At 33.0% G+C, this 11282-nt stretch carries 13 protein-coding genes and 1 riboswitch; of the genes, 12 read left to right on the top strand and 1 reads right to left on the bottom strand.

From position 1 onward, the window contains the following. Positions 1 to 1243: 1243 nt before the first annotated feature. The 6 genes from AAC073_RS24050 to AAC073_RS24025 all read left to right on the top strand — a co-directional run bounded on the left by AAC073_RS24050 (position 1244) and on the right by AAC073_RS24025 (position 7516). The gene (locus tag AAC073_RS24050) at positions 1244 to 1732 is read left to right on the top strand and encodes a hypothetical protein (RefSeq protein ID WP_339926337.1); all 489 of its coding nucleotides are present in this window, start codon (positions 1244 to 1246) and stop codon (positions 1730 to 1732) included. Between the two features lie 462 nt (positions 1733 to 2194). After that, positions 2195 to 3082, top strand: coding sequence for an IS1595 family transposase (locus tag AAC073_RS24045; RefSeq protein ID WP_339926336.1), 888 nt, complete (start codon positions 2195 to 2197; stop codon positions 3080 to 3082). 618 nt (positions 3083 to 3700) lie between these two features. Beyond that, positions 3701 to 3823: a helix-turn-helix domain-containing protein gene (locus AAC073_RS24040; protein ID WP_339926335.1), complete on the top strand. Its 123-nt coding sequence runs from the start codon at positions 3701 to 3703 to the stop codon at positions 3821 to 3823. A gap of 222 nt (positions 3824 to 4045) precedes the next feature. Further along, positions 4046 to 5020, top strand: coding sequence for a RhuM family protein (gene rhuM / locus AAC073_RS24035; RefSeq protein WP_339926334.1), 975 nt, complete (start codon positions 4046 to 4048; stop codon positions 5018 to 5020). A 740-nt stretch (positions 5021 to 5760) separates the two neighbouring features. Continuing rightward, a complete protein-coding gene (locus AAC073_RS24030) occupies positions 5761 to 5925 on the top strand; it encodes a helix-turn-helix transcriptional regulator (protein ID WP_339926333.1) in 165 nt (54 codons plus the stop codon). A gap of 451 nt (positions 5926 to 6376) precedes the next feature. Beyond that, positions 6377 to 7516, top strand: a complete 1140-nt coding sequence (locus AAC073_RS24025; RefSeq protein WP_339926332.1) for a DUF4221 family protein — start codon at positions 6377 to 6379, stop codon at positions 7514 to 7516. Between the two features lie 230 nt (positions 7517 to 7746). On the opposite strand, the gene AAC073_RS24020 is transcribed toward AAC073_RS24025, so the two are convergent. Then, positions 7747 to 8271 carry an OsmC family protein gene (locus AAC073_RS24020; protein WP_014022309.1) on the bottom strand — a complete coding sequence of 175 codons (525 nt, stop codon included), beginning with the start codon at positions 8269 to 8271 and terminating at the stop codon, positions 7747 to 7749. A gap of 241 nt (positions 8272 to 8512) precedes the next feature. Further along, a riboswitch (SAM riboswitch) is annotated at positions 8513 to 8616 on the bottom strand. Positions 8617 to 9240: 624 nt separating this feature from the next. On the opposite strand from AAC073_RS24020, the gene AAC073_RS24015 reads away from it, so the two are divergent. The 6 genes from AAC073_RS24015 (at position 9241) to AAC073_RS23990 (ending at position 11247) form a co-directional block, all read left to right on the top strand. Further along, positions 9241 to 9531 (top strand): type II toxin-antitoxin system RelE/ParE family toxin, encoded by a 291-nt coding sequence (locus tag AAC073_RS24015; RefSeq protein ID WP_339926331.1) that lies wholly within the window; start codon positions 9241 to 9243, stop codon positions 9529 to 9531. A gap of 12 nt (positions 9532 to 9543) precedes the next feature. Next, positions 9544 to 9843: a HigA family addiction module antitoxin gene (locus AAC073_RS24010; protein ID WP_339926330.1), complete on the top strand. Its 300-nt coding sequence runs from the start codon at positions 9544 to 9546 to the stop codon at positions 9841 to 9843. Positions 9844 to 10022: 179 nt separating this feature from the next. Continuing rightward, positions 10023 to 10268, top strand: a complete 246-nt coding sequence (locus AAC073_RS24005; protein ID WP_339926329.1) for a CopG family transcriptional regulator — start codon at positions 10023 to 10025, stop codon at positions 10266 to 10268. Beyond that, positions 10265 to 10537 (top strand): type II toxin-antitoxin system RelE/ParE family toxin, encoded by a 273-nt coding sequence (locus tag AAC073_RS24000; protein WP_339926328.1) that lies wholly within the window; start codon positions 10265 to 10267, stop codon positions 10535 to 10537. The genes AAC073_RS24005 and AAC073_RS24000 overlap by 4 nt, the downstream gene beginning before the upstream one ends. A gap of 71 nt (positions 10538 to 10608) precedes the next feature. Beyond that, positions 10609 to 10791, top strand: coding sequence for a hypothetical protein (locus AAC073_RS23995; RefSeq protein WP_339926327.1), 183 nt, complete (start codon positions 10609 to 10611; stop codon positions 10789 to 10791). 222 nt (positions 10792 to 11013) lie between these two features. Then, on the top strand, positions 11014 to 11247 hold the full coding sequence (locus AAC073_RS23990) for a type I restriction-modification system subunit M N-terminal domain-containing protein (protein ID WP_339926326.1): 234 nt from the start codon (positions 11014 to 11016) through the stop codon (positions 11245 to 11247). Positions 11248 to 11282 lie beyond the last annotated feature (35 nt).

The following is an 11282-nucleotide window of genomic DNA, read 5'->3' as shown; positions in this document are numbered from 1 at the left end:
AAATCCCACTCAATTCACCTAAATCTCCTCTTTTTTATTTTCTAAGCAGACCCTATCTAGGTGGAACAAATCAAACCGTTATATCCAGTTGTAAAAAGGCATTTTTCCAGTTGTATTTGTAATTCAATTTCCGTTTCTTTTTCCTGTTTCTATTTTTCTTTTCAATCTGCTCAGTAGTAGCTATTACAACCGCCAAAGACCCTGTACCCCTTCCATTTAGCAATGGAAAAACTGTTATAATCTTCTGAACTAATAGCTCAGAGATCAAAAAAAAATTGCCATTAAATTTTATAACGCGCCTGTGTAAAAACACTTCCGGTGACTGTTTGTTTCCCTAACTTGGAGAGGACATCGGCATTAATAAATTCGGCTGATTCCTTAAACAGCTAGAGCACAGAAAGTAATACAGTTTAAAAGTCGAGTGGGGAGGATCTGGAAAAATGAGGAGGACCAAACAGTAAAATTATTGGTTTTCAGATAATTGTATTTTATCAAAGATTTTTCTTCGCACAATTCCAAGATATATCCGTCGTGTTCTGGTTGGTATTTTGTACCTTAATAGGTATATGTTTCGGATAACCTAATTTAATTTAAGCATGCCGGTTTTATTAAGAAAAATCGGCTTATTTTGCTTATAAAGCCACTTTTTTTCTTAACTTAATAGCATTGGTGTTTCACCATTGCTTTTTCAAAATTGGAAAAGTAGTAAACTTGAAAAGTTAGAAAATTATTAGAACAACAATATGTACGAACTGACTACTGAACAAAAATTTAAATTATTCAATGGACATACATAACAATATATTGAAGTCAAAATATAATGAAAGAAACTATAGAATTTAAAGGAATTTGGCTCTTACCATAAAATCTCATATAGGTTATCCCAGTTATCGCTAAATTTGATCCAGATAATTCTTTAACCTTGGAACTTATTAGGAATTTTCACGAAGATCAAAACTTACTATCAAATCGGGGAAAAAAAACTCAGAATTGATACATGGAATAGATTCTGAAGGAAATCAAACTAATTTCTTATAAAAATTTAAGATAAAACACAGATATCAATAGAGGTAATTTTTCATATTTGCTATAATTTCTTTATAGATTAATTAATAGAATTTAAATAAAAATTTCTTAAATCAATTACCCTCAGACTCATTTTTATATTTAGAGCAATAAATTTAAGGATTAATATTGTAAACCAATTTAAATTAAATTACAATAAATATAAATAACATATTTTATGCAAATTAAATATTATGGTTTTTTTAAGGATGGAAATTTCATTTCTAAAATGACTTTGGAAGAAATTCTTATCGTTCCTTATATTGAGCACATTATAAAAAGTGATAATTCACCTATGAGTAAAGGAAATTTACCGCAACAAGTAAATACCATTTTAAATAATAAAGGAGAAGAAAAACAATTAAAGTTTGGATGTTGGGAATTGATAGATATTACTTTTGAATATTATAGTTTAAATAATCAATTTTATAAATTTACATTTTATGATAATAAACATGAGAAAACATATAAAAGAACTTATTTTGGTGGTATCGAAAATTTTTTCTTTAATGACGTAATATGTTTTATGAAAAAATTATCTGATAATGGCGGATGGAAAATATATGAATATGAAATAGAAATTGAAAAATTAAATAAAAAACTTATTGAATTAAATCGAGAAATTGATTATTTAAATAATACAATTGAAGAATTAGAAAAAGATTAATCTAATTTGAATATAATTAAATTATTTGATCAGTAATAAGTTTTTACATTTTCATAAGTAAACTATTATTGGGTTGTTTTCGTTATATAAATTTAGGAAAATGTAGATATGAAGACAAATATGTTAATATTATTTATGAATAACTTATTTATATTTAATTATTGGCGGCATGTCTTATTCAATAAATTTAAATTTTATTATTTAACTTAATATTCAAAGTTTTAACTTATTTTCTTTTATAGAAAAAAATGAAACCAATTAAGAAAAGGATAAAAACACCGTTATAATATTGGTCTATCCAGATGTTGGAAATATGTCCTGTTTGTCTATCAAACTGAAATTCAATTTAATGATGGCTATTCGGTAGTAACTTTTGATAGGAGTTTTGGTAAATGTGATGATTGAATAAGGCGTTTGTTAAATGATAAAAATAGGGCCTTATTTCCTTTAAACACTGATTTTATGGAAAAAAGATTTAAGAGTCTATCAATATTTGAATTTCAGAAGCGGTTCCCTGATGACAGGTCATGTTATGAATATTTGGCAGATATGAAGCGGAAGAATGGATATTTTTGTAAAAAGTGTAACCATAACCACTATTGCAAGGGTATTAATGAGTTTGATAGGCAATGTACTAAATGTGGTCGGCTTGAGTCTCCAAAGGCTGGTACCCTTTTTCATAAATGTAAGTTCTCACTTCTTAAAGCATTCTATATCGTTTATTATGTTTCTACAGACAAGAATGGTGTCAGTAGCGGTGAATTAAGCCGCAGGCTTGAGCTTAGGCAAAAGACCTGCTGGTTCTTTAAGCAGATAGTGATGAAGGCAATGGAAAGCAGCCAGAACTTCCCAATGATGGGGAAAGTAGAAGTAGACGAATCATACGTAGGCGGTCAGGACGACAAAGCATTGGGAAGAAACGAAGGGAAAAAGAAAATCATGGTGGTGGGCATAGAAAGGGGATTAAGCGGTGTTTCTCGTTGGTACGGAAGAGTTATAGAAACCGCCTCAAAGGTCAATCTTGGAGGATTTATGAAAGATTACATCGATAAAGACGCAGAAGTTAAAACTGACTGCTGGAGTGGCTACAAGGGTATGGAGGAACATTTCCCGAAACTTGTACGTGAAAAATCTGGAAAAAAAGGCGAAAATTTTAAACAGATGCATCGGGTGATAATGATGTTCAAGGCCTGGCTGAGGGGAACTCATCATGCTGTTAGGAACCTTCAACCTTATATCAATGAGTATAACTACAGATACAATAGGCACAAAATGAAAGAAGGGATTTTTGAAAACCTAATGCAAAGGATGGTGGCAAAGCCACCTTATCCATACAAATCCTTTATTTGATAAGTGCCTTATTCAATGTGACGATTTTGAAATTCGACGAGATTTTCTTTACTACACCGAATTTGCATGGGACCTATAAGCTGTATTTGATACATTTATTGGCGAGTTTCAAAAGGTAATAAATCTTCTAAACAATTCAATAGAGAAAATTATTTCTCATGAAATTAATAAAAAAACTATTGAAAACTTTATATAATTGAACGAACTAGCTAAACACATTGATTTAGAAATTGATAAGTCGCAACGAAATTGCAAAAAAATCAGCATATTTTTCAAAAGAACTTATTGAAGACCTTCTAATTAAAATAGATACTTTATATGGGGAAACTAATGTCAACACCCTAACAAATAAAGGTAAAAATAAAAATGAACTTAAATCTCACCTCCAATTGCAGATTAATAATTTTGAATCCCTTACAAAGGGTTGAGAACAGAACATGATCGATTAAACTTATTTCTATAGCTCAATCATATGAATTAAATGAGTTATAGAATGTTATTCTATAACTCATTTTTCGATTCTGCCACAACATTTGAAAAAATCATTTTAATTTCAATTGAATATTAAGTATGAAAAAAGCATATTAATCGTATATTTTATGTGCAAATACACACAAAATGAGCCATATAGCTGAATTTGTAAAAGCCAGAAGAAAGCAACTTGGCTTAGCTCAAGAAGAATTTGCTGACAAAGCGGGAGTAACACTTACTGTGATCAGAAAGATCGAGCAAGGCAAATAAATCTAAACTTGTCAAAGATAAATCAGGTATTAAGCCTGTTTGGGTATATATTGACACCCTTTGGTGAAATAGATAGTAACTTGGTTAAATAAAAAAAGATGATGGTGAGTCGGAAATTCCGGCATACCATTATCACCTCAATTACTATGAATTTTAATTAATAGAAGGAATTTTAAAGTGAAATAAAAAATTAGATCAGGAAGAAAATTCTACTGTTTAAAAATGGAAAACCAAATTGAAATATATCAGGGAACCGACGGTCATACTCAAATTGAGGTGAAGTTTGAGGAAGATACTGTTTGGCTGAACCAAAAGCAAATGGCTGAACTTTTTGATAAAGATTCAGACACCATCAGTCTCCACTTAAAGAATATCTACAAAGATGAAGAATTGGATGAAATTTCAACTACCGAGGATTCCTCGGTAGTTCAACTAGAGGGCAAACGAAAGGTCAAGCGGACAATAAAATTCTATAACCTAGATGCAATTATCTCAGTCGGTTATAGAGTCAATTCCAAAAGAGGTGTTCAATTCCGTCAATGGGCAACAAAACGGTTAAAAGACTACCTAATTCAAGGCTATGCAATCAATGAAAATAGACTTGCAAAGAAGCAACAGGAAGTTCAAACTCTTAAAGATGGTATTCGCATATTAAGCCGTGCTATTGAACAAAAAGCACAAGATCAAAACTTGGATTGGCTGAATCAATTCGCAAAAGGACTAGAATTACTTGATGATTACGATCATGAAAACTTAGATAAAAAGGGATTAAGTAAGGGAAAAGCAAACTATCCTGAATTACCTGAATATCATGAAGTAATAAGGTCTATGAGATCAGAGTTTGAATCAGGTGTATTTGGTAAAGAAAAAGACGGAAGCTTTGAAAGCGCAATAGCACAGATCAGCAAGGGTTTCGGTGAAGATGACTTCTATCCTACTCTGGAAGAAAAAGCAGCAACCCTACTCTACTTGATTGTCAAGAATCATGGTTTTGTAGATGGCAACAAACGAATTGCTGCAGCTTGCTTTCTTCTCTTTTTGCAGTCGAATAAGCTACTTCATAATAGTGAAGGAGTTTCAATCATTAGTAATGACGCTCTGGCCAGCTTAACGCTTTTCATAGCATCCAGCAAGCCAGACGAAATGGACACGGTGAAGAAATTGGTGATTAGTGTGCTGAATAGGAATCGTAATTAATCGGGAAAGTCCAGTCAAGTAAAAAGAATTATAAAACCCAAGCCTATGACACACAAGAAAAGAGGACATTTAACAGTTTCGTGCGAATGGGCTAAACATTTAAGAAATAAGAAGAAAAAACTATTTTGAAAAGGTGAAAGATACACTAGTAAAATATTGGTTAGAACTGAGCTAAAAAGGCATACCCGTCATCGTAATATCAATTTCGATTAAGCGACTAACCAATCCTTAAAAAATCAATGTATATTCATGAGGAGAAATTATGGAGATTATTAAAATGCCAATCCAAATTGTTAATAATTGATTTAATTTTCCTTGCAAGGTTCAATTTTGTACAACTTCTGTACAACTGATCACCCTTAATGATATTGAAAATCAGATAGTTAACACTTACTGTATCGGAAAGTAAAGATAAATTTAGTTTAAAATTACTTTAATTATATATGTTTAAACATTTATTAATCAATACTTTATGATATAAAAAACATTACTTTAATCATTCATACGGAATATAGCTAAATTAAAGACATCCAAAATATCTAAACATGATCAAATCAGAAAAAGAATACAATGCCATTTTAGAAAGAATTGAAGAATTGCTTTCTAATCCAGATAATATAGAAAACACTGAAGCTAAGGGGTTTATTTAATTAAATATACTCTCAGATTTAGTTGCAGATTATGAAGAAGCGAATTTTCCTGTATCACCGCCTACCCTTGCAGAAGCCATTAAATTACGAATGCATGAGCGTGGCTTAAACCAAAAAGCCCTTTCTAATTTCTTAGGCATAAGCAGTTCAAGAATTAGCGAATATCTCAATGGAAAAAGTGACCCTACACTAAAAGTGGCTCGTGAGATAAGCCGAAAACTTGATATTGAAGCTTCTATCGTTTTAGGGGTTTAAATCTATAGAATCATGCTTCTATTTATCAGTTTACTAAACTCAAAAACATAATAATCTTCAACTTATTGAATCCAATTTTTTCAGCAAAATTGCCAGTAAGCTTGAATGCGCAAGCAATACCATTGCTATCTAAGGTTCACTTTAAATTTATCAAAGTAAAAGCCAAAGTTGTGTTTAGAAGTTATCTCCTTCTTTCCCAAACCACAAATCATTTATTAATTTAGGAAGAACGCTTTTTACCATCAACTAACCAATGAGGTGATTTATTAATTTTTTAGTAATTAAGTTTTCAAACTAATTTTTTATCATATATTTGTTAAGGGTCTATTTCCTAATAACAAAATGTAATGTCAATTATACCCAAAAGTATCGATTTACTACTACCCACCTTCCTCTGAAAAGTCTGAATTTGAACTGTGGTTTTATTTGGGAAATTTTAAATTTTTAAAAAATGAAAAATGTATCCTACCTCCTTTTGATTCCCCTACTCTTTTCCTGCGGAAAGGAATCTTCTGAAAATGCCCAATCAAGAAATATTCTAGAAAACCTGACCTTCACGGTGGATACAGTAGTAGTTGATTCAGGAGTTGATATTTTCATCTTAAGCTCAGGACTAGGGACTAAATCCCTTAATCAAGACAAAAGCAAATTGCTATTTTTTGAAAAAAGCCCACTGAATTTAGTCCAGGTGGATTTGAATAAGCTCAAGTTAGTTAGTAAAACTTCATTTCAAAAGGAAGGCCCTAATGGAGTTGGTTCTAATTGGCTTAGGTTTCAGTTGGGATCAGATGGGGATTTATTTATTAACGGCTATACTACACAGGGAATATTTGATGCCAGAGGCCGACTGCTCAAAAGTCTAAATGTGGTGCCGGAAGGAATTGAGCCTGACCTAGCCAATAATGTGCAACAGCTGTATGAAAATGCTGTTTATGATTTTGAGAATAATCGAATCTATTCCCAACCACCAAGTCAAGGTAATGAGAAGCACCTATTATTTATTATCGATCCGATAACCAAGGAACTTCAAATTGAACCGATACCTGAAATGAAAGCTGTAATGGAATTTACGGGGACTTTGGTCGTGGATGGGATGATAAACTTTTTTGCCGTCGACAACCAAATGTATATCGAAAATCAACAGCTTTTGCTTACCGTGGGTGCTATGAGCGCGGTTTATCGGTTAGACCTGATGAAAAACAGCTTCGAATTTATTAATATTCAGCACAAAAACTTTCCTAACCGTATGACATTCTCTGTAAATAATTCTACTGTAGAACAAGCAGAATTTAATAAAGATCGAAAAAAGGTTTTCGAGCATTTGAATTACATGGAGCCACGTTGGGATGAGAGCAGAGTAATGTTTTTACGACTGGGTAAAAAAACATTTGTGGGTAAAAAACGAGAAGATCCATCTACTTATGAGGTTTTTCTTTTCGCTTATGACCAAGACTTCAATGTTTTGGGCGAGACCAAAATTGAAGGCTTAAAACAAGCTCCGGGAAGCTACTTTTGGAAAGATGGCAAGCTCTGGTCCTATGTCAATGTCGAAGATGAATTGGGTTTTGCGGTGATTGACTTTAAATTTTAGACCTATATAGTCAGAAAAGAACCACCACTCGATTGAAAAAGCATTTAAGGACCTTTTCAACATTGTTGTAGAAAAATGCATCAACCTACTCAACTTCTTACCCTCTCCTAATTCCTATAATAGGAAATTATATCCGGGCCAGGGCTGCAGCGCTTTTCAAAATGAATTAAAAAACCTCGCTGTTTTCCTCCCTTCGCCGGATACAATTGCTTGGTTAATGATTGCTGAATTTAGACAACAGGATTTTTCTCATTGACAATAGAGATCTTGCTTTCTACTTTTACAGTATTTACCAGATTGTCCAATACAGGGCAACGGGCCTCTACCTCTTTAATAAGTTCTTGTATCCTTTCGGGACTTTCGTCAGAATCAATAATCGTTTCCACTTCTATTTTATGGTATCCGGGACGTACATTTTCGTCTATTCCCAGAAATCCCCTCCAGTCTATATTCCCTTTGGTTTCCACCTTGACATTGTTTAATTGAATTCCTTTTAGGGAAGCGACAACTTGATAGGTAATCACTTGGCATGAGCCTAGAGAAGCCAATAAATACTCTACAGGATTGGGGCCTAAGTTTGTTCCCGCCAAAGCTTCTGGTTCATCTGCGATAAACTCGAAATCTCTCGCCGTATTTTTCACGCGGACATGCTCATCCATTTCGGAAGTAACTCTAAATACTCCTTTTGTTAGGCTTACATCTTTTTTGGTAGCTTCAATAATTCCTTGGAATGTTCGCTGCACTAATTCTGACATGGTTATTTAATTTAAAAGTTAATAAATAATAAATAGGATTTTATAAGGGTGAAGCTGAAGCAATCACTCCATAGACTGAATCGTCTTAGTATCGGAAATTAGAAATGAATTTTACATGCGGCCAGACATAGACTTATCCCTATTGTGCAGCAAACAGCAACACAAATGAATCGTCTTGTGGCGAAAAAGTTCCTTTGAAAAGGTGTAAATAACGGGGTTGTGATTTGTCTTCATGTTGTCTTTTTTATAGTCCTCTTATTTAAGAGTCTGGAATTGGCACCTTTTCATTTGATGAAGGTTGCCAGTAGGTCATAGAGCCAGTCTCTCGCTACTTCTTTATAAATCAAGGCGTCTATTTTGAAAGCCTTTGACATGATTGTGGCACAAACTTAGGCATAGATTTCTAAAAACAAAACTATTTTGGTTTCTTTTACTAAAAGGACTTTTGGAAAAAGAATAGTCAGGTTTTTAATAATGATTAGGCCTATGCTGCAGGTCAAAACCTTCTTTGGGTACCTGAGTTCGATTATAGAAAGTATGCGTTGGTGGTGCTTATGCCTTCCTTAGCGAATGGGTAATTACCTGATAAACCAAAGCACCTTATAATCAACCAAGTCTCATTTTCAGCCACTCCCCTTAAATTAAGAGGGCATAGCCTGTCGCGACCAAAGTCGGGAGGGATTATAACGGTATAACAAAACAGCTACGAAATTGATTTTTGGAACGTTTACAGAAATCTCCACATTTCCTTTTAAAAGGCGGATTTACCTGATTTACTTTTTCTATATCTATTTCAAGGAAGGTTTTACCAGACATAATCTACCCAATTTTAACGGCAACAAGACATGTTTAACTGTTCTGGATTCTAGAACAATTAAAATTGGAGCCTTAAATCAAAATAAATTGATTATTAAAATGTAGGTTGACTCTCACAAAAGTATACTGTATATTTACACTATACATGTTCTAATGATAAAAAGTATCAAGAATAAAGCCCTAAAAAACTATTGGGTCAAGGGTGATAGAAATAAACTTCCGTCAACCATGATCCGGAAGATTGAGATGGTAATGGAGATTATCGATAGTATCGCAAAGGTACCTGATGACTTATACCCATTCCCTGAATTAAAACCTTACCCACTAAAAGGAAATAGAAAAGGAGATTGGTCCCTTGAGATTTCAGGTAATTGGCGTATTACATTCAACTACAACAGTCAAATTGGAGCTGCATACGATTTGGACTTAGAAGATTATCACTAAAATTTAAATGAAATGGAAAGACATATTGCAACATACGTTCACCCAGGAAGAATTTTCTTAGAGGAGGTAATTAAACCAAATCACCTTAAACTTGGTGAAGTCGCAGAACTTTTACAGGTTTCGAGGCTAACAGTATCAAAAATTGTTAATGAAAAAAGCGGCATCTCATCCAATATCGCACTCCGAATTCAGACCGTATTTGGTGGAAGCGCCGAAATGTGGACTAAAATGCAGCACAAGTATGACATGGCACTGGCCATCAAAGAATTCGAGCGAAACAAACCAAAATTGAAAAAATTTGAAAAGGCATAGCATTTTTAAAAAGAAACATCAGAAACCGTAAAAGATTACAATGTCTTTTACCGCTATCGGGTTTCGTTGGAATGAGGGGATGTTATAATATGCCATTTCAATAAAAAGATAGCAAATAAACAATATGCATTGTATACTCGTTAAATATGGTGTATTATTACACTATAAACGCACTAATAATGGCTAGACAAACTATCTCTGTTAACGAACCGAACGACCGGTGGATGAAACAAAAAATTAAAGAAAATGAATTCTCCAGTAAAAGTGAATTGATCAATGACCTGATTCGTAGACAAAGAGAACATGAAGAAGAACGATTATGGTTAAGGAATGAGCTTATAAAGGGTGAAAATAGTGGTATATCTAATAAATCTATGGATGAAATTCTTGCAGAGGCTAAACAAAGAGTAAAAATTGGCCAATGAATTATATTCTGACCCGCCAAGCAGAAGAAGACCTTATTCAAATTTATCTTTATGGTCAAGCAGCTTTTGGTCCTACCCAAGCTGAAAAATATCATGGAGCTCTAGAGAATACGTTTAATAGGATTGCTGAAAATCCTGAGATGTACCCTTTGGCAACATCTATTCGTAAAGGGTACAGATATTGTGTACATAGCTCACATACAATATTCTTCACAGTAGAGGATCAGGTCAGGATAGTGAGGATCATTGGTAAACAAAAATTTCCTTAGTCTATAAAAACCTAGAAATGTTAAATAAATTTCTTACCATATAACTACAGTGTACACAAATTTCTAATTACATGGTTGTAGTAAGCACTAGAGAATTTCGTCAAAACTTAAAAAAATACCTGGATTTAATAGACAAAAATGAGCGGGTTATCATACAGAAAGGCAAGAATAAAGTGTATGGAATCTCCAACAACATAAAAATGAAAAGCATTTTTGATGAACTGGTAATTCATAAAAATCTTAAGCTCTATTAAAAATTTAACTATTTTTTTATTTTAAAATGAAAATATAAAAGTTATTTTGGGGAAGCGTCCTTAAATTAAAACGACCAATTAATTAAAGTCTCTGTTTATTAGGTTGTTAATTAAAATAACTATTTATGATAATTCTATAATAGGTTCGTAAAGACGCTAAATTATCATTTATGAATTAAATTCATCCAGATTGCCCTTAAAATATAGACCCTGCCTAGTTAAATGATTAAAGATAAACTCACACTTTCACAGCTAGAGCAATATCTCTCAATAGCTGCTTGGATTTTAAAAGGCCCTGTTGACGCTTCTGACTTCAAGGTTTACATCCTCCCTCTCCTATTTTTCAAAAGAATCTCGGATGTTTATGATGAGGAATTTAGAATAGCCCTCCAAGAATCTGAAGGTGATTCAGAGTATGTGAATTTACCATTAAAAAGGAAATTATCTTTACCATAGAGTAAGACAGAAGTGGCTAAACCCTCAATGATCTT

Source organism: uncultured Cyclobacterium sp. (genome assembly GCF_963977555.1).
In the GTDB taxonomy this organism is placed as follows: domain Bacteria; phylum Bacteroidota; class Bacteroidia; order Cytophagales; family Cyclobacteriaceae; genus Cyclobacterium.
Note: the sequence above shows the minus strand (reverse complement) of the source record. Positions and strands in the feature narration are given on the sequence as shown.